The 17,049-nt window shown below is 63.2% G+C and carries 16 protein-coding genes and 1 pseudogene; 8 read left to right on the forward strand and 9 right to left on the reverse strand.

Annotated features, from left to right (window positions below; all coding sequences use genetic code 11):
- Nucleotides 1-74: 74 nt before the first annotated feature.
- From ABD906_RS00685 to ABD906_RS00695, 3 genes are all read right to left on the reverse strand, one after another.
- Nucleotides 75-2,177 (reverse strand): S9 family peptidase, encoded by a 2,103-nt coding sequence (locus ABD906_RS00685; RefSeq protein WP_345097659.1) that lies wholly within the window; start codon nt 2,175-2,177, stop codon nt 75-77.
- A 104-nt stretch (nt 2,178-2,281) separates the two neighbouring features.
- The gene (locus ABD906_RS00690) at nt 2,282-3,079 is read right to left on the reverse strand and encodes a DUF6456 domain-containing protein (protein WP_345097660.1); all 798 of its coding nucleotides are present in this window, start codon (nt 3,077-3,079) and stop codon (nt 2,282-2,284) included.
- 14 nt (nt 3,080-3,093) lie between these two features.
- A complete protein-coding gene (locus tag ABD906_RS00695; protein ID WP_345097726.1) occupies nt 3,094-3,471 on the reverse strand; it encodes a helix-turn-helix domain-containing protein in 378 nt (125 codons plus the stop codon).
- Nucleotides 3,472-3,727: 256 nt separating this feature from the next.
- Here ABD906_RS00695 and ABD906_RS00700 point away from each other — a divergent pair, with 256 nt between their 5' ends.
- The gene (locus tag ABD906_RS00700; RefSeq protein ID WP_345097661.1) at nt 3,728-4,009 is read left to right on the forward strand and encodes a cytoplasmic protein; all 282 of its coding nucleotides are present in this window, start codon (nt 3,728-3,730) and stop codon (nt 4,007-4,009) included.
- Nucleotides 4,010-4,253: 244 nt separating this feature from the next.
- A complete protein-coding gene (gene msrB / locus ABD906_RS00705) occupies nt 4,254-4,667 on the forward strand; it encodes a peptide-methionine (R)-S-oxide reductase MsrB (protein WP_345097662.1) in 414 nt (137 codons plus the stop codon).
- 105 nt (nt 4,668-4,772) lie between these two features.
- Here msrB and ABD906_RS00710 read toward each other — a convergent pair whose 3' ends face one another.
- Together ABD906_RS00710 and ABD906_RS00715 are read right to left on the reverse strand one after the other, a co-directional pair.
- Nucleotides 4,773-5,198: a SufE family protein gene (locus ABD906_RS00710; protein WP_345097663.1), complete on the reverse strand. Its 426-nt coding sequence runs from the start codon at nt 5,196-5,198 to the stop codon at nt 4,773-4,775.
- 108 nt (nt 5,199-5,306) lie between these two features.
- Complete coding sequence (locus tag ABD906_RS00715) at nt 5,307-5,645, reverse strand: DUF5330 domain-containing protein (protein WP_345097664.1); 339 nt, start codon at nt 5,643-5,645, stop codon at nt 5,307-5,309.
- Nucleotides 5,646-5,927: 282 nt separating this feature from the next.
- Here ABD906_RS00715 and ABD906_RS00720 point away from each other — a divergent pair, with 282 nt between their 5' ends.
- The 3 genes from ABD906_RS00720 to ABD906_RS00730 all read left to right on the forward strand — a co-directional run bounded on the left by ABD906_RS00720 (nt 5,928) and on the right by ABD906_RS00730 (nt 9,042).
- Nucleotides 5,928-7,694, forward strand: a complete 1,767-nt coding sequence (locus ABD906_RS00720; protein ID WP_345097665.1) for an ATP-binding protein — start codon at nt 5,928-5,930, stop codon at nt 7,692-7,694.
- Complete coding sequence (locus ABD906_RS00725) at nt 7,666-8,466, forward strand: peptidoglycan-binding domain-containing protein (RefSeq protein WP_345097666.1); 801 nt, start codon at nt 7,666-7,668, stop codon at nt 8,464-8,466. The genes ABD906_RS00720 and ABD906_RS00725 overlap by 29 nt, the downstream gene beginning before the upstream one ends.
- A 231-nt stretch (nt 8,467-8,697) precedes the next feature.
- Nucleotides 8,698-9,042: a DUF1491 family protein gene (locus ABD906_RS00730; RefSeq protein ID WP_345097667.1), complete on the forward strand. Its 345-nt coding sequence runs from the start codon at nt 8,698-8,700 to the stop codon at nt 9,040-9,042.
- Here ABD906_RS00730 and ABD906_RS00735 read toward each other — a convergent pair.
- Nucleotides 9,018-9,938, reverse strand: coding sequence for a hypothetical protein (locus tag ABD906_RS00735; protein ID WP_345097668.1), 921 nt, complete (start codon nt 9,936-9,938; stop codon nt 9,018-9,020). The two genes, ABD906_RS00730 and ABD906_RS00735, sit on opposite strands and share 25 nt — an antisense overlap.
- Nucleotides 9,939-10,141: 203 nt before the next feature.
- On the opposite strand from ABD906_RS00735, the gene ABD906_RS00740 reads away from it, so the two are divergent.
- Nucleotides 10,142-10,366 (forward strand): hypothetical protein, encoded by a 225-nt coding sequence (locus ABD906_RS00740; RefSeq protein ID WP_345097669.1) that lies wholly within the window; start codon nt 10,142-10,144, stop codon nt 10,364-10,366.
- Nucleotides 10,367-10,446: 80 nt separating this feature from the next.
- Here the strand turns inward: ABD906_RS00740 and ABD906_RS00745 are convergent, their stop codons facing one another.
- The 3 genes from ABD906_RS00745 to ABD906_RS00755 form a co-directional block, all read right to left on the reverse strand.
- A complete protein-coding gene (locus ABD906_RS00745; protein WP_345097670.1) occupies nt 10,447-10,992 on the reverse strand; it encodes a DUF1254 domain-containing protein in 546 nt (181 codons plus the stop codon).
- On the reverse strand, nt 10,985-11,572 hold the full coding sequence (locus tag ABD906_RS00750; protein WP_345097671.1) for a DUF1214 domain-containing protein: 588 nt from the start codon (nt 11,570-11,572) through the stop codon (nt 10,985-10,987). The genes ABD906_RS00745 and ABD906_RS00750 overlap by 8 nt, the downstream gene beginning before the upstream one ends.
- A gap of 180 nt (nt 11,573-11,752) precedes the next feature.
- Complete coding sequence (locus ABD906_RS00755; RefSeq protein ID WP_345097672.1) at nt 11,753-13,894, reverse strand: transglycosylase domain-containing protein; 2,142 nt, start codon at nt 13,892-13,894, stop codon at nt 11,753-11,755.
- Nucleotides 13,895-14,447: 553 nt separating this feature from the next.
- Here ABD906_RS00755 and ABD906_RS00760 point away from each other — a divergent pair.
- Complete coding sequence (locus tag ABD906_RS00760; RefSeq protein WP_345097673.1) at nt 14,448-14,939, forward strand: hypothetical protein; 492 nt, start codon at nt 14,448-14,450, stop codon at nt 14,937-14,939.
- A pseudogene (locus tag ABD906_RS00765) lies at nt 14,881-16,166 on the forward strand (DNA-packaging protein). Before ABD906_RS00760 ends, ABD906_RS00765 begins: the two are co-directional and overlap by 59 nt.
- Nucleotides 16,167-17,049 lie beyond the last annotated feature (883 nt).

Consider the following 17,049-nt stretch of genomic DNA (forward strand, 5'->3'; position numbering starts at 1 on the left):
GTGGGGGGAAGGGCCGTCGCTCCGATGGGGCGAACGGCCTTTTCCCTTGAACCGGGTACCGTGCGGGCGGGTGATTACGCCAGGCCAACGGCCTTAAGCGTGAAGGCGTAGCAGAAAGCGATTTCCTCCAGGCGCGAGAAGCGGCCGGCGGCGCCGCCGTGGCCAGCGTCGAGGTTGACCCGGAAGAGGATCGGATTGCCGCTGGTGGTCTTGTCACGCAGCCGCGCAACCCACTTGGCCGGCTCCCAGTAGGTGACGCGGGGATCGGTGAGACCTGCCAGCGCCAGGATGGCCGGGTAGGGCTGCTCGTGCACGTTGTCATAGGGCGAATAGGCCAGGATCGTGTCGTAGTCCTCCTTGCTCACGATCGGGTTGCCCCATTCGGGCCACTCCGGCGGGGTCAGGGGCAGGGTGTCGTCCAGCATGGTGTTGAGGACATCCACAAAGGGGACCTGGGCGACGATCGCGCAGAAATCTTCCGGAGCCATGTTGGCGACGGCGCCCATCAACATGCCGCCGGCCGAGCCGCCCTCGGCGACCATACGGTCATGGCTGGTGTAGCCTTCCCTCACAAGGTGCCGGCCGCAGGCGATGAAGTCGGTAAAGGTGTTGGTCTTCTTCGCGCGCTTGCCGTTTTCGTACCAGTCCCAGCCCTTTTCCTTGCCGCCGCGGATGTGGGCGATGGCGAAGACGAAGCCACGGTCCACGAGCGACAGGATGTTGGTACGGAAGGAAGCCGGGATGGAGATGCCGTAGGAGCCATAGCCGTAGAGCAGGCACGGGGCGGAGCCGTCCAGCTTCAGACCCTTGCGGTGAACCAGCGAAATGGGAACCAGCTCGCCATCGGGGGCAGGGGCCATGAGACGGCGGGTGACGTAGTCGTCCGGGTTGTGGCCGGAGGGCACCTCCTGAGTTTTCAGCAGCGTGCGCTCGCCGGTGCGCATGTTGTAGTCGTAGAGCTGCTCCGGCGTCGTGAGCGAGGAATAGGTGAAGCGGATGACTTCCGTGTCATATTCACGGGCGCCAACGAGGCCGAGCGCATAGGCCTCCTCGTCGAAGGCAATGGTTTCTTCCTTTCCGGTCCTGCGATCGCGGAGAACGATGCGGGGGGAGCCGTCCTTGCGCTCGAGGCGGACGAGATAGTTCTCATAAGCCTGGATGGCGAGGATCAGCCGGCCCTTCTCGTGCGGGATCACCTCGCGCCAGTTTTCGGGCCGCGGATCGGAGGCCGGGGCGGACATGACCTTGAAGTCCTTGCAGCCATCCACGTTGGTGAGGATGAAGAACTCGTCGCCGGCGGGTTCCAGATCATAGATGATGCCTTCCCGGCGCGGGGCGACCAGCCTTGGCGCGGCCGAAGGATCGGTCGCGGGGATAAGGTAGCATTCGCTGGTCTCGTGGTCGTGCAGCGAGAGGACGATCCAGTCGTTGAGCGGACTGTCGTCGATTCTCATGAAGAAGCCCGCGTCCGTGTTCTCGAAGATCAGGCGGTCGTCGGAGGCGGGCTTGCCGATCTCATGGAAGAAGAGCTTCGCCGGCCGGTGGTTCTCGTCGAGCTGGATGTACCAAAAGCCATGGCCGTCAGCACTGAAGCAGCCGTCACCGCCCGTGCCCTCGATCATGTCGGGCAAATCCTCGAGGCTCTCGGGATTGCGGATGCGGATCGTGTAATACTCGGAGCCCTTGTAGTCATAGCTCCACAGCAGGAGATCGTGAGACGGGGAGGGATTGACGGCACCCACCTGGAAATAGACCTTGCCCTCGGCGAGCGCATCGCCGTCGATCAGGACACGCTTCTCGCCGCCGTCATGGGGGGTACGGAAGTAACGGGGATGCTGGCCGCCCTCGCGATAGTCGACACCATAGGCGTAGGGACCATGCTTCATGGGCACGGAAGAGTCGTCCTCCTTGATGCGGCCGCGCATCTCGGCGAAGAGTTTTTTCTGCAGCTCGGACGTGTCGGCCATCAGCTGCCGGACGTATGCGTTCTCCGCTTCGAGATGGCTGCGCATCGCCGGATCGAGTCTGGAGGGATCGCGCAGGACCTCCTGCCAATTGTCGGCGCGGAGCCAGGCATATTCATCAATGCGGGTGTGACCGTGGAAGGTGATTTCGGTCGGGCGCTTTTCAGCACGCGGGCCCGGGATATTCGGGAAACGGCCTTTGACTGCGGTCATGCACGGACTCCGAACTCGTGAGACGCGGCCGGCAAGCGCCGGCCGTTTCTGCTCATGCCTATCAGATGGAGTCTGCTAGTACACGCCGATTCTCGCGGGGACAATCACGAGCGCGTTAGCGTTGGACGATAGTCGGGGGTTCCCCAATGCAGGATCTCCTGCCGCCGGGACGTGGTTTCCGGTTCATAGTGGCGGCTCAGGACCGAAAGGGCGGTCTTGAGGATCAGTTTCGCGGAGCGGGGAGGCCAGCCGCGCTCGGATTCCACCTGTTCAATGCCCTTCAGGAAGCAGCAGACGTCCACCAGAGGACCGGCAAGTTCCGGTCCGACGGCCTGGAGCGCACGGTTGACCCGCATGCGGGCGGCGAGCGCGGCATCCGTCAGATCGGTAATGCGATCGCGAGGTCCGCGGCGGGTGTTCGACACGGGTGTTTCCCAATTGGCGCTCATGCGCGGCATGAGCTGGCCGCGCGTGTAGTCGGCACGGAGACGTTCGCCGGCGCGAAACTCGCGCTCGGAGAGGAAAGGGTTGCCGTTGCGGTCCTTGCGGCGTGCGAGCATCGCGAGGGGGGATTCCGAGCGGTTGACCTGAAGGGGGACAAACCCCTCTTCGGTATGGACGGTTTGATAACCCACCTCCGCATGCTGGTGACGATGCGGGGATTCCTGCAGATCTGCTAGCAAGGCTGCACCGAGCGGCGTGAGGTTCAGTTGACTGGCCGACCAGATCACAAGTCCCTCTTCGATCAGATAATCCACCAGCGTTCTCTGCACGGAAATGCGGCCGCGGTCGCCTCCGTCCAGCAGAAGCTGGTCCGGGGCCGCCGCCGCTTCTGCCGCTGCCGCGGACTTTCGCAGGAAGCGCAGGAGGCGAATGCGGCCGCGACGGTCGTGGATCGTCATCGGCGCGCCATCCTTCATTGCGCGGCCCCCAGGTGGCGGAACGCTATGGCGGTAATCCGCTCGGTCATTCGCACGATCTGATCGAACTCGGGATCATCGCGCATGTCCTCGATGAGATGACATGCGTGCATGACGGTGGTTCTGTCCCGGCCAAAGCCACGCCCCACCTCGGCCATGCTCAGGCCAAGCGTGACATGTGTCACGTACATCCCGATCTGGCGGACGCGCGCGACGCTTGTCGAAGACCGGCCCGGCTGACGTAAATCGCGTCCGCTTACGTTAAACAGGACCGACAGAATATCGAGTACGCAATCGCATATATCCGTTACGCGCTCGTCGTTTACCTGGCCAATTTTCTCGCGCAGGTGGTGATTTGGGGCTGACTGTCCCAGCGCTCCTCGGCCTCAGCCAAGTAGTTCAGGGCCTTCGTAGCAGTTGCGGTCACGGAACAAACCCTCCTTAAGCCAATGTAATCGTTATAGCGCGAGAGGTATTCAGCGTGAACAAATAAAGAACTATACTTCGAGCGCAATGGCGGTAGAAGATTGTTTTATCAGGGGATTTTATTTCCCCCTGTTGCGGGTACTCCGGAATCTGTCCCCAACCAATGGTTGTATGAAAGTGTATCCTCCATAAACGGAGGAAGAAATGGGTAGTATCGAGAAAGAGGCTGCGGCCTTTGCGAAGGGGCGCAGAGGTGCGGAGCGGGAAGCGCGTCAGAACGCAGCCCTGTACCTGATGAGCGGGGTCGACCTGGCCGAAGCCCTGAAGCAGGGAGGAGAAGAACGGAGGAAAACGCTCCTGCGGCTGGGGCGGCTGCTCGAACGGGAGCGGCTGAAGGGCATCCGAAAACACTGGAGCTATGATCTCAACCGGCACATCGCGCTGAAAGAAGCCTATGACCGGTTGCTGGGCGCGGGAGCCAAGTAGGCAGGGAAGCGGGGGCGGAAGGCAAAACGGAGAACGGGACCTTTGCTGCAGGCAAGGTGTGCTCTGCCCGCAATCCCATCGGTGCAGGATGGGCTTATGGCGCTCGCCCGGATGCTTCGCATGGCGGAGCGATCAGCCATTTCTCAGCGTGCTTCTCGGTTCGCCGCTCACGGCAAAGTGCGCAGCCGATCCTGACAGGGGCACTCCTGTATCCTATGTAGTGGGACAGTAAAGGAGATCTCCCATGACTGAAGAGACTGGCCCCAAGGTTCAGAGAAGCGACGAGGAATGGCGCAAGCTGCTGACGCCCGAGCAGTATCAGGTGACGCGGTGCGGCGGCACGGAGCGCGCCTTTACCGGTCCGTACTGGGACAACAAGAAGCCGGGACGGTATTACTGCATCGCCTGCGGCAACCTGCTGTTCGACTCGGAGACCAAGTACGACTCCGGTACGGGGTGGCCCAGCTTCTGGGCGCCGGTGGACGAGAAGGCGGTGACGTTTGCGGAGGACAATTCCTACGGAATGCGGCGGGTTGAGGTGAAATGCGCCGCCTGCGACGCGCATCTGGGCCATGTATTCCCTGACGGGCCGAAGCCCACCGGCTTGCGCTATTGCATGAACGGTACCGCGCTTTCGTTCGAGGAGCGGGAGGAGTAGGCACGGCGCGCGGATTTTGCGGTTCGCGCCCGTTCTGGAGGTCTTGCAGGGCAGCGAAGTGAAGCTTCGCTGCCTTTTCCGTCTCGGGTTCCCGCGCGCGGGTTTTCAGGCCCCGCCGAGGGCTGCGGCCGCTTCCTGGCGGATGCGCTGAACCATGGAGCGAAGGCCATTGGAGCGCTGGGGAGTCAGGTGCTCATCGAGGCCGAGCGAGCGCAGGATTTCCTCTGCGTCGATGGCCAGGATCTCGCTCGCCCGCCGGCCGGAATAGAGCGCCAGCAGGATGGCGACGAGGCCGCGCACGATGTGTGCGTCGGAGTCGCCAAGGAAAAACAACTCGGGGTCGGAGCCTTCCCCGCGTGTCGTGTAAAGCCAGACCTGGCTCACGCAGCCGCGCACCTTGTGCGCGTCGTCGCGGGCTTCCTCCGGATAGGGCGGAAGGTCGTTTCCAAGTTCGATGATGTAGCGGTAACGCTCCTGCCAGTCGTCGAGGAAGGCGAAGTCGTCCCGGATGGTGTCAATGGTCGCAGTCATGGGCGTGCATATAGACAGTGAAGGCGGAAAGGTCACGGGAAATCAGGGTGCAGAAGCAAAATTTCGGGGCGGGATGACTGCGATCGCGCGGGTCTCCGGGGTGCGGAGCTATTCCGCGGCGTGCTGCCCGGGATCGGCGGGACTGGACGCCTCCTGGACCCCATCCGGCTCCTGCGCTGGTTCATCCGCGGCGTTGGTATCGATCATCTGCTGGGCGAGGCGCAGGCCTTCGCCGGCCCTGGCCACGATGGTTTGAACGGCCGCGCTGGCGGTCTGGCAGATGGTGGGCTTACGCTCGCAGATGGAGGCGATGTCGGCGACGGCGTCGCGCGCGGCGATGAGGGCCTGAAGCGGGTTGACCTGTGGCTCGCTGCCATCGCCGGTGCTGATCGGGACGAACAATAGCGCGAGGCCGATCCAGAAACAGCAGCGAAGCAGGAAACCCATTACACAACAATCCCTACGCCTGAGTGCCGGTGCTGCGGCCTGTGCGCTGACGACCGGCGCGGTCGGGCTGAATTTAACGGCCGAGATTTGTCAATTCGTTAAGCTCCCGTTGCTTATGCAGCGCGGGCGCGGCCTGTCGACCCTTTGTTAACCATGGGAACAAGCCTGGGCCCCAAAATCCTTCCGGAGGGGATGCGGCGGGCAGGTCATTTACACTTTTCTTAGTGCTCGGTGCGAGGCTCGGCCCATCAAAACTGCCTCGTGAACATAGAGCGCGTCCCGTTGAGTACACACCAGTCCATGCTTTCAGAGCGACTTGAAGCTGCCGGCGCCTTCTGTGACCGGCTGCTGCATCCGTCCGTGACTGAGGATGCCGAGCGCGGCCGCCAGAGGCGCCTGCTGCAGGTGCTGCTGCTTGCACCGGGCGTGATCCTGCCGGGTGCCGTGCAGATCCTGACTCAGCTCCACCACAGTCCGCATGCGATTGCGAGTGTTGCGGCCATTTTCGCGGTGATGATGGCGCCGCTGCTCGGCCTGGTGGCCACGGGCAGGGGGCGGCTGATGGAAGCGGCAACGCTCATCGCCGGTACTGTGGCCGTGGCGGCGCTCGTCGCTCTCGGTGGCGGCATCGGATCGGCCTATACGGCATTGCTCGCCGCGCTGATGATCGAACCCGTGTGGGTTGCGCGCCGGCGCCAGGCGGCGGTTGCAGGGCTCGGTGCCGCTTTCGTTGCAGGCGCGCTTGCAGTGTTGTTTTCCACGGCGCTGCCGCTCCAGGCAGAGCCGACGGCATGGAGCTGGCTGGCGCCGCTCGCCTATGGCCTGTTTCTGGTAGCGCGTCTGGTCGCCGGTGGCGAAGCTCGCGATGAGAAGCCCGTTTCAGCCGGCGCCGATGCCGTGGTGGCGGCGACCGGCTCCATCATCCTGAGGCTGCGGGCCAATGGCGATGTGTGCGCGGCGACGGCGCAGACCCGGGTCGCTATGGGCATCGAGCCGGAGATGCTGCTTGGCTCGGGCCTGTTCGAGCGGGTGCTGGTGTCGGACCGCGTGGCTTATCTCTCGGCACTCGCGGATGTGCGCGATGGCCGGTCGATGAGGTCGGTGCGGCTGCGCGTGCGGGTTCCGGGGACGTACAATTCCGTTCCGGCGGCGGTGTACCGCAGCTTCGTGGCGGACATGGCGGCAGACCAGGATGGCGAAATCCTGATGGTGCTGCGCGATGACGAGGCGCTGGCGCGGCTCGAGGCAGAGGTTGTGGAAGCGCGGAAGGAAGCACGCGAGGCGGTCGAGATGCGCGACCGGTTGCTGGCTTCGGTGAGCCACGAGCTCAGGACGCCGCTCAATGCGATTGCAGGTTTCTCCGACGTGCTGACCAACGAGCTGTTCGGGCCGTTCGCCAACGGCAAGCAGCGCGAGTATGTGACGCTCATCAACGAGGCGAGCTGCCACCTGCTCAATGTGGTGAATACGATCCTGGACGTCTCCAAGATCAAGGCGGGCACCTATGTGGGCGATGTGGAGGAGTTCGACCTCGGTGAGGCGGCCCGGCTGTCGATGGCCATCGTGGCGCGCGAGGCCAGTTCCAAGCCGGTGCGGCTGGAACTCGATGTCGACCAGGCGATCGGCACGGTGCGCTGCGACCGACGCGCGCTGCAGCAGATCCTGATCAATCTGCTCTCGAATGCGGTAAAGTTCACCGAGGAGGGTTACGTTCGCCTGACGGCGCGGAAACAGGGCAAGAGGCTGTTCCTCACAGTCGCCGACAGTGGCATCGGAATTGAGCCGCAAGATCTTTCGCGTCTTGGCAAGCCGTTCACGCAGATCAGAAACGAGCATGCGAGCAAGGGAACCGGTCTTGGCCTTGCCCTGGTGAAGGGACTTGTGGAGGCCTGCGGAGGAAGCCTGAGCATCGACAGTGCTCCGGGTGTGGGAACGAAGGTCCACGTTTCGCTTCCCGTGGGCGAGACGGTGGTAAGTGTGCTTGAAAGGGAAAACGGAGCGAAGTCGAGTGTCGAGTGGAATGAAATCCCGTTACGCAAGACAGCCTAAGCGGAAGGCTCGTAAGGGCCTCTTTCTTACGGGCCTGTCGTGGCTGGGCTCAGCCATCGCGCGTAATCCGGTTTCCTTCGGAGGCTCGACAGCCTTCCTGGTCACGCTTGCCGTCGTGTCGGTGAATGCCGTCTGGAAGCAGCCGCAGGTGCATCCGAACGCCTTCATTGCGACGCGCGCACCGGCGAGGCCGGTGAAGCCCGTGCCCACGCCGACCCCCGCGCCGACGGAGGTGCGTTCCGAGGTGCCGCCGAGGGTTGACCATCCGGCGCCGGCCGTTGCCCCGGTGGAGAACGGCTCGACGGGATCCATCGCGCCGCTCTCCGGCAACAGCAATGTCGCAGCCGTGCAGCAAGTCCTGCATGACCTGGGCCTTTACCAGGGACCGGTCGACGGTCTGACGGGACCGCAAACGCGCACGGCCGTACAGAACTACCGTCGCATCGTGGGGCTTCCGGCAGGAAGCGACATCGACGACGCGCTGCTGGTGCAGCTTGGCCTGAAGAGGCCAGCCGCGGAGGCTTCGGTCTCCGAGCCCGTAAGGATTGAACAGGTATCGCTCGGTGCAGGCTCGGCCGGCAACGATTCCGTGAAGAAGGTGCAGGCTGCGCTGCGCGCCTTCGGCCACACGGAAATCGAAGTGGACGGGATACTGGGCAAGGGTACGCGCGAGGCGATCCGCGAGTTCCAGTCGCTGTTCGGCCTGCCGGTGACGGGCGAGGTGGACCGGGAACTGCTCGCCAAGATGCGGGAAATCGGCCTGGCGGATTAGGCCGACCGTCGAATGGAGCATGGTCCGTGTCGCGGGCGCATGCCGCGGCCGGGGCGGACCAGAGCTCGAGCTGTTCGGAGGAGCATCGAACTGCATCAGCCATTAGATTCCACCGGTTTCGGCCGATGGACCGGTTTCGAGTCTCCCCGAAGTCCCGGGTTCTTGCCGGGACAGCCAAGGCAGTGATAGAGCGCTTTTCAGCAAGAGGACAGCAATCCCGGAAGTGCAGCGATGCGGGTGACAAGCGATCTATGGGTTTCCGCACTGGTGCGCCGGGTGTTCGCCGACGGCGGATTTGCCGCGGTGGAGCGCAAGGGCGCGGCCGAGGCGGGCGCCATCTTCGTCATCCGGCGCAACCGGCTTGGGGAATACGAGCTGTTCGGCCCGGCGTCGCAGACGAGCTACGACGAGGCGAAGCCGGCCGACAGGCAGTTTGTGCGCGTGCTGGTGACCGCCGACGAGGACAAGGTGAGGGAGCGGCTGGCGCGGGAGATGCGTTTCGATCCCGACGTGTGGTTCGTCGAAGTGGATTTCGACGGCGATCCGGGCAACTACATGGAGATCGCCGCCGACTGACGCTGCAGGGCAGCGGCTTGCGCTGCCTCGTCCTGAGTGCGCCACTCCTCCAGACGGAGCTCGACATCGTCGATACTCAGCGTCTCGTAGCGGTCCAGGAACAGGCGGATGGCCGGACCATAGAACAATTGCGACGGATAGTACGCGGCCGTCAGGAGGAAGGCCTCCTCGGGACGCAGGTGCAGGTATTTCAGGCAGGCGATCAGGTCGCTGTAGGTGATGGCCGAGCAGATCCTGCGGGCGCGGACGACGGTCAGGTCGAGAGCGCCGGCGAGCGCGCGCGGGAACGCGTCCGCATTGGACGACAACGCAGCGCGGAGAAGATCCATGTAGAGGCCGGACGGCGCCTGCGGAGCTTCTTCCGCCTCGGGTTCGGGTTCCTGCTGGGTACTTCCCGAGGCCAGGGCGCGAAGGCGGTCGCGAACCTGTTCGAGGAGCGGGCTTGCCGCAACTTCCCGGCGCGAGGCGGCCTCGCTCTCGGCCTTGGCATTCAGCAGGCGGACCAGATTGACGATGACAGGATCGACATTGCGGCGGCGCACGATGATGCGCGCATGCGACAGCCCGTGCCGGCTGATGAGCCGGAGAAGATCGATGGTCGTGAGAAGGGGAGAATTGACCAGCAACGGCGCGGAAATGTCGACCGGCTCATTGCAGAGGCGCTGGAAAAGGCCCGGGGGCACATCCTTGCTGCGGCTGAGCACCGTGGCGGCATAGTGCCGGGCCTCACGGGAGACGGAATCGTAAAGGCCGAGCGCGAGATCGTCGATCTGCGCGATCTCCTCCCGGCTGGGCCGGGGCTTTTCGGAAAACTCTGCAATAGCGGCACGGAACAGCCCCTCACACCGACGAGGGCCATCCTCAAACTCGATTTCCCTGAAGTCAGCCGTGATCACCAAGAGGCCCGAACACCCGACATGAACCGAACGCAACATTTCCGCTGAAAGCGGTGCTTGAAGGATAGAAGCAATTTGTTATCGTCCGATTAATTGAGCTTTCAGCAGCTCGCGAAAAGCTGTGGTAACTGGCGGTTAACCATAACGGGGGAGTGTTGAAGCCCAGGGGCATTGCTCAACCATCGTTCCCGACAGGAGGCAACATGGCAGCAATCGTTCTGACGATGAGGGGAAGACAGAGCTCCAAGCCTCGGAGCGAAGGGAGGCCGGGGCAAGGCGCGACCATTACGATCTTTCCGGGAGTCCGTTACGAGCGCCTGCCCGACGATCATGTTTTCGCCAGCTTCGAGCGGAAGGGCAAGAGCGGCAGCCGCGGGCGATTGGTGCGCGGCCTGCAGGCCGACGGCCAGCAGAAGGACGCAAGCTAGACGGCCACGGCGGTCGGCGGAGCGGAGCCAGCTCGGGCCATTCCCTCGCAGGCCAAGGATGAGCTGGCGGCGCGGGGACCTCATTGGGTCTCGACGGCCTCACAGCGGATAGAGTTCAGAAATGCGCGGACCTGCGGCTCCCAGGTCTCGTCCGGAATGAAGGCACGCACGAGCACGAAGCCTTCAACGACATCCGTTTCCACGAACAGCGATTGGCCGAGATCGGCGGAGGGATCGTTCTTCAGACGCTGCATCTGAATGGGCGTGAGCAAAATCGTGTCGAGCGAATGGTCCTCGGCCACCCGGTCGTTGAGACTGAAGGTATTCTGGCTGCGGTTGTCGAAGATTGCCAGGGTCCAGAAGGGAATTTTTCCCTCGCTGCGGACATGCAGCAGGCCGTCCTCCAGACTGAACCGGCAGGCAGCTCCTGCGAAGTAGGGATTGTCGATCCGCAGGGGGCTGTCCGGGCGGGCGTCCAGCTGGATGGTCTGGTAATAGTCCGCAGCATTGGAGATGCGGGACCAGGCATCGCGCACGGTGTGGTCGGGCAGCATGAAGACGATCGCTAGGTGGACGACGCCTGCCGCAATGAGGCCAAGGATGCAGGTGTGAACGAACCTAAGCATGGCAATCCGCGCGGGTGATCGTGGGGAGCCGGAGATCAGAGAACTGGTCGGAGGTGACGGCCACCGACGTATCGAACAGTGTGAGCACGACCTGCATGCGGCCGTTGCCTTCCGACGGAAGCCAATTGCCGGGCTGCGGTTGGCGCGAGACGTGGACGGTGAGACTGTTGCCCTCGCCGTAGACGACCATCCACGAATGGAGCGCGGCGCGCTTGCGGCCATGGTCGGGCAGGAAGCCGCCGTCCGCATCGGTCAAATGCAGGGTCCACAGACGTGCGGGTGGCAGCTGGCCTGATATCACGTAGGTGCAGGTGCGGCGTAGCGGATCACCGTTGCTGTCCTCCCGGGCTGTGAGCACGATTCCTTCGGAAGGCCCGAGGGGCAGACCGCCACTGCGGGCGTAGCGCGCGCGGGAATAGGGATCCGCCTGGGGTGTGCCCAGCAGCGGAAATGCCTGCCAGGGGCCGGACGTGAACCGGCCGGTCAGCGGCGCGTTGTCCAGCGCGAACCAGACACTGGCTGCGCCGCCGCCAATGGCAATCGCGAGGAAGACCAGCAGGAGAAAAACCCGGTAAACCATGCAGATCCCTGAAGACGTTGGCGGGGAGAGTAAATCATTCCAAGCCGTTACAGAAACCCCGAATTGTTCCAAGGTGCTGTTTTACGCAGGTTTGGATGAAGGAGAGCTTGCCAACCGAAGGTAGGCGTCCGCCGAAGGGAAGACCGCATGCGATTTTCCTGAACCGCTCCGGACTTCGGGTCACAATGCGGAGAGATCCCCCGATGCGGCGCTCGCCTCCAGCTGCGGGGCGGATTTGAACTGCTCGGCAATGTCGCGCAGGGCCCGGGTGGTGGCCGCCGACATGCTGCGCAGCGATATGGCGGATGGTTCCTCGGCGGAACCGGACGAAACCGCGACCTCCGGAGGACGCTGGCCGGAGGGTAACGGGTTCTTGATTCCGGGAATCGGCTTCAGCGTGACGTTCTGGTGGGCGAAGGCCATCAGCCGCTGCCAGATCATGGCCGGAAGGGTACCGCCGGTCATGTTGCGGGTGGGCGAGTAGTCGTCGTTGCCGAGCCAGACCGCAGCGACGAAATTGCCCGTGTAGCCGACGTACCAGGCGTCGCGGTAGGACTGCGCGGTGCCCGTCTTGCCAGCGGAACGGATGCCTGGAAGGGCGGCACGTCGGCCGGTGCCCGATTCCGGCACCTGAACGAGCATGCTGTTCATGCCCGCGACGACCTCGTGGCTCAGCACCTTCTTCGGGGGCGGTGCATCACGGTCGTGATCATAGATGATGCGCCCGTCAGCCGTGCGGATCTGGAGAATGCCGTGGCGGATGCCGGTGTAGCCGCCGCTGGCAAAGACACCGTAGCCGGTAACCTGGTCCATGACCGTGACGCCGGAGGTGCCGAGGACCATCGTCTTGTGGCCGTTCAACTCGGACTCGACACCCATGCGCTTGGTGATTTCCACGATTGCGTCGATCCCGAGGTGGTCGCGGGCGAGGCGCACCGGAACGGTGTTGTAGGAGTGGATCAGCGCGGAGGTGAGGGTAACCTTGCCGGCGTAGCCGCGCGAGTAATTCTTGGGAGACCAGTTGCCCCAGGAAATAGGCGCGTCGGAAATGAGGTAATCCGGAGTCAGGCCCTTTTCCAGGGCAGCCGCGTAGACATAAGGCTTGAAGGATGAGCCAGGTTGGCGGAGGGCCTTGGTCGCACGGTTAAACTGGCTCTTGCCATAGTCGCGTCCGCCGACGATCGCACGGACCGCGCCGTCGGTTTCCATGACGACGATCGCGCCTTCAGAGGCGTTGTAGTCCTTGCCGTACTGGCGCAGGTGGTACTCGAGGGATTCCTCGGCGGCGCGCTGGATGTCGGGGTCGTGGGTGGTGTAGGCGACGAGCGAATGCGTGACGCCAGGCGGCACGAGTTCCTTCACCTGCTCGAAGGCCCAGTCGAGGAAATAGTCGGGCGTGTCCTTCTTGCCCCGATCGACGACGGTCGCGGGATGGAGCCGGGCCGACAGCACCTGTCCTTCCGTCATAAAGCCTGCCTTAACGATGTTCGACAGGACCACGTTTGCCCGGGCGCGGGCGGCCGGCAGGTTGATGTGGGGCGCGTAGCGGGCGGGGGCCTTGAACAGGCCGGCGATCATGGCCGCCTCGGCGAGCGTCAGGTCCTGCACGCGCTTGTTGAAGTAGAAATCCGCGGCCGCGGCGATGCCGAAGGTGCCGCCGCCCAGATAGGCGCGATCGAGATAGAGCTGGAGGATCTCGCGCTTGGACAAGTTCGCCTCAAGCCAGAGGGCGAGGAAGGCTTCCTTGATCTTGCGCTCCATCGTGCGGTCGCTGGAGAGGAACAGGTTCTTGGCGAGCTGCTGGGTAAGCGTGGAGCCGCCCTGGACGATGGTGCGCGCGCGGATGTTTTCCGTCATGGCGCGGAACAGGCCGACGAAGTCGATGCCGTAGTGCTCGAAGAAGCGGCGGTCTTCGGTTGCCAGCACGGCCTTGATGACGTGGTCCGGCATTTCCTCGACCGGAACGGAATCGCGTTGGATGATGCCGCGCTGGCCGATTTCGTTGCCGTAGCGGTCGAGGAAGGTGACGGCATACTGATCCTGCGCGAGCCAGTTTCCTTCAGTCGCCTTGAAGGCGGGAATGGCGAGGGCGAGCATCAGGACGGCACCCACGGTGCCGAGCGTGAAGCCTTCACTTGCCAGCTCGACGAAACAGCGCTTGAAGCCGGTGACGCGGAAGCGCCTGGAGAAGATGGAGATGCTCTCCCAGGCGTCAGCAGCCCTGAAGCGAAGTTCGTACAGCGTGGAGTCGATCCATGCGTCGACCTTCAGAAGGTGCTTGCTCCACGGTTTCCACCTGTACTTGTTCACTTTCTTGCTCATCTGGCGGCCGCAGGTGTCGCTTGAACGTGTTCGGGCGCTTTCGTCGCGCGGCGGGCCTTGGGAGCCATCCCGTCACTTTGTAAATCATTAACATAAGCCTGACGGGAAATGGAGAACGGGATGGTGACGTGGTAAAGATTTGATCAGAGGTGATCAGCGGGGCAAAGACTATTTGCGGCTTGACAGCGTTACGCTGAAAGGGTATTGATTAGATACAGTCGGATAAGTGGGTTTTGAAGTCGAGCGCCGAGCAAATGCCGGCGCTTTTTGTGTTTCCGGGGTGTGGGACTCCTGAGTTTCAAGCATAGTTTCGGCTGATCACGGGCGATCCAGATCAGGGTGCATGGCTTCCGGCATTTCATCGGACGGACCGACAGCGAGGGACGGCAACGCGCACAGGCGATCACATCTTGCGGGAGGTGACGTCGGTTCGGCCCCGTCAGCGTGCGCTGTTGCCTGTCCCGTTTCGCCGGATTGGCGTGGCCGCTTGCCCGATCGTCTCACTCGCCCGCGACTTGATCCTCACATGAGTGACATTGTTGGAGGGGGCTGTATGGCCAGCGGAAAGGCTGCCGGGATGCTGCTGGCGGCACGCTCGCTGATGGAGGGGGCGCCGCCGGATTTCGGGTTGATTTCGCTGCTGACGGGTCGGTCGGTAGCATATCTTGAACAGGTCGCCCGCAAGGAGGGTTGGAAGGTTCGCGAGGTGGCGGCCGAGAGCCGGTCGGGGCTGGAGGAGCGGCTTGCCGCGCTCGCTCGCCGCCTGATGGAAGAAATGGAGAAGCTGGCATTCGAGGCGCTCGCCGGCCAGTACGACAAGCAGCGCATCGATACGCTGGGGACGCTCCTGAAATTGGCGGAGCGTCTGGAAGCAATCATTCGCGGGTCAGGGTACTCAGCCCAAAAAGAACAAGAAGACAATGCAGAACTGGCCGCCGCACTCGCCCTCGTGGACGCCCGTATCGTTGAGCTCGCTTGCGAGCTCGCTGCTTCCCTGGGCTGCCAAACATCTTTCTGCGCCGATCGCGGCGAAGGTGCTTCGTGAGTGGGTGGGAACCGCGCGGATTGCGCAATATCCGGCGGGTGGCAGGCTGCGGGACATCTGGCTTGTTCTCGGTGGCCGCGGGGCAGGGAAAACGAGGCTCGGCGCGGAGTGGGTGAACGCGCTCGTGAACGGGTTCCGGCCATTTGCCAACCAGAAATACGGACGGATCGCGCTCATCGGGGAAACGCTCAATGACGTGCGCGAAGTGATGGTCGAGGGTGCGTCCGGGATTCTCGCGGTGGCACGGGGAAACCGTCCGAGCTACGAGCCGAGCCGCCGCAGGTTGGTGTGGGAGAATGGGGCGATAGCCCAGATCTTCTCGGCGACGGAGCCAGACAGTCTTCGCGGTCCGCAGTTCGATGCCGCCTGGTGCGACGAGGTGGCCAAATGGAAGGATGCGGAAGCGTGTTTCGACATGCTGCAATTCGGGCTGCGGCTGGGGACGCGGCCGATCCAGATCCTCACAACTACGCCACGCCGGTCCCGTTGATCCGCAAGCTGATCGCCAGCGACCGGGTGACCGTGACGCGGATGCGGACGGCGGAGAATGCGGCGAATCTCGCCCCGGGCTTCATAAGGTCCATCGAGGAACGCTATGGCCGCAGCTGGCTCGGCCGCCAGGAGCTCGAGGGGGAGCTGATCGAAGAACGGCCTGGTGCCTTGTGGACGAGGGCGATGATCGAGGAGGCCTGCAGTTATGCCGCGGAGCCGAGGAGCATGAGGCGCATCGTGGTTGCTGTCGATCCGCCGGCCAGCAGCAGGAAGAGTTCGGACGCGTGCGGGATCATCGTGGCCGGCCTGGATGAAGACGGAAAGGCCTGGGTTCTCGAGGACGCGACCATGAAAGGCGCCAAGCCCCAGGATTGGGCGAGGCGGGTCGTCGAACTGTTTCACGGCTTCGAGGCGGACCTCGTGGTGGCGGAGGTCAACCAGGGTGGGGAGATGGTGTCAAGCGTGCTGGCTACCGCGGACGAGCGTGTCCCGGTGCGGGCGGTGCGCGCAACGCGGGGAAAGTGGACGCGGGCAGAACCGGTGGCAGCGCTCTACGCCCAGCATCGGGTGCGGCACGCGGGGCGCTTTCCGGCACTGGAGGACGAGATGTGCAGCTTCGGACCAGACGGGCAGGCCGAGGGCCATTCGCCGGACCGGGTGGACGCGCTGGTGTGGGCCATAAGCAGCCTCCTGCTGGAGGGGGGCGCCCAGCCGAAGATCCGGCACCTGGGCTAGCGCAGTTCCGATTTCAGAGAAACTCCAACGACCCGGCGGCACGTTTGCGGCGGTTCCGGAAGGACAACTCCTGTCCTCTTTTCCGGGACGCTTCCGGCCCATTTCGTCCTGCGCCGGAGGGGGGCATGGGCGCACATTCCCCGAAGCTGTTGCAGGGGCAGCGATCACAAGGGGGCAAGTACGAGCGGGGGCATGGTGGGCAGCGAGCGGCATTGCAGCAGGAGATTTCCTCGCTTTGTTGCCGGCTTATTTGAGGAAGAAGGTATACTGAGATGGCCAATGCACTTTGTTATCAGGAAGACTGCCATATATTCTTGATGTATAATAAGAAGAAGGATGGGGCGGGAAACGACGTCATTGATCCCTTCATCAGAGAAGTCTGCAATCTCGGCAATTTCCTCCACGTCAACAACTACAAGCTGGACGGAACCGCCTACACCGATACCATCGTCGAAGCGGTCGTGGCGGATGACATCGAGGTCGAACAGCAACTGATGTGCGACGGGACGAACACCTTCGTCAGGTGGTTCGTCTACGTGAAGGGCAACCCGACCCAGAATTTCGTTTACGACACAACCCTTGCAGGAGAAAAGTATACGCCGGCGGGCAGTGTCATGGTAGGCGACTGCCAGGCCGGGGAGGGTTGCGAGACGATTGTATACTCGGCAGTCAACGGCAAGCAGATCACGTCATACCGGGCGAAGTTCTGTCCGGGCCAGGATCCCGTCTACTATGACAAGGACAATGTCGAGGTCGATGTCAGTTCGATTTCGGGAACGCTGGTTCCTGCGAGCGACGTCGACGTCGAAAAGCAGATCATGTGTGACGGGACGAACATCTTCGTCCGCTGGTTCGTCTATGTGACGAGCGACCCGAGCCTGAA

The sequence above is a fragment of the Chelativorans composti genome (assembly GCF_039541695.1).
Lineage (GTDB): Bacteria > Pseudomonadota > Alphaproteobacteria > Rhizobiales > Rhizobiaceae > Chelativorans > Chelativorans composti.

What these genes read in the sequence shown, in the direction of transcription:
- ABD906_RS00755 (WP_345097672.1), bottom strand. Translation starts at nt 13,894, where the DNA reads ATGAGCAAGAAAGTGAACAAGTACAGGTGGAAACCGTGGAGCAAGCAC.
- ABD906_RS00730 (WP_345097667.1), top strand. Translation starts at nt 8,698, where the DNA reads ATGCGGGTGACAAGCGATCTATGGGTTTCCGCACTGGTGCGCCGGGTG.
- ABD906_RS00745 (WP_345097670.1), bottom strand. Translation starts at nt 10,992, where the DNA reads ATGCTTAGGTTCGTTCACACCTGCATCCTTGGCCTCATTGCGGCAGGC.
- ABD906_RS00715 (WP_345097664.1), bottom strand. Translation starts at nt 5,645, where the DNA reads ATGGGTTTCCTGCTTCGCTGCTGTTTCTGGATCGGCCTCGCGCTATTG.
- msrB (WP_345097662.1), top strand. Translation starts at nt 4,254, where the DNA reads ATGACTGAAGAGACTGGCCCCAAGGTTCAGAGAAGCGACGAGGAATGG.
- ABD906_RS00710 (WP_345097663.1), bottom strand. Translation starts at nt 5,198, where the DNA reads ATGACTGCGACCATTGACACCATCCGGGACGACTTCGCCTTCCTCGAC.
- ABD906_RS00740 (WP_345097669.1), top strand. Translation starts at nt 10,142, where the DNA reads ATGGCAGCAATCGTTCTGACGATGAGGGGAAGACAGAGCTCCAAGCCT.
- ABD906_RS00725 (WP_345097666.1), top strand. Translation starts at nt 7,666, where the DNA reads ATGAAATCCCGTTACGCAAGACAGCCTAAGCGGAAGGCTCGTAAGGGC.
- ABD906_RS00760 (WP_345097673.1), top strand. Translation starts at nt 14,448, where the DNA reads ATGGCCAGCGGAAAGGCTGCCGGGATGCTGCTGGCGGCACGCTCGCTG.
- ABD906_RS00685 (WP_345097659.1), bottom strand. Translation starts at nt 2,177, where the DNA reads ATGACCGCAGTCAAAGGCCGTTTCCCGAATATCCCGGGCCCGCGTGCT.
- ABD906_RS00700 (WP_345097661.1), top strand. Translation starts at nt 3,728, where the DNA reads ATGGGTAGTATCGAGAAAGAGGCTGCGGCCTTTGCGAAGGGGCGCAGA.
- ABD906_RS00690 (WP_345097660.1), bottom strand. Translation starts at nt 3,079, where the DNA reads ATGACGATCCACGACCGTCGCGGCCGCATTCGCCTCCTGCGCTTCCTG.
- ABD906_RS00750 (WP_345097671.1), bottom strand. Translation starts at nt 11,572, where the DNA reads ATGGTTTACCGGGTTTTTCTCCTGCTGGTCTTCCTCGCGATTGCCATT.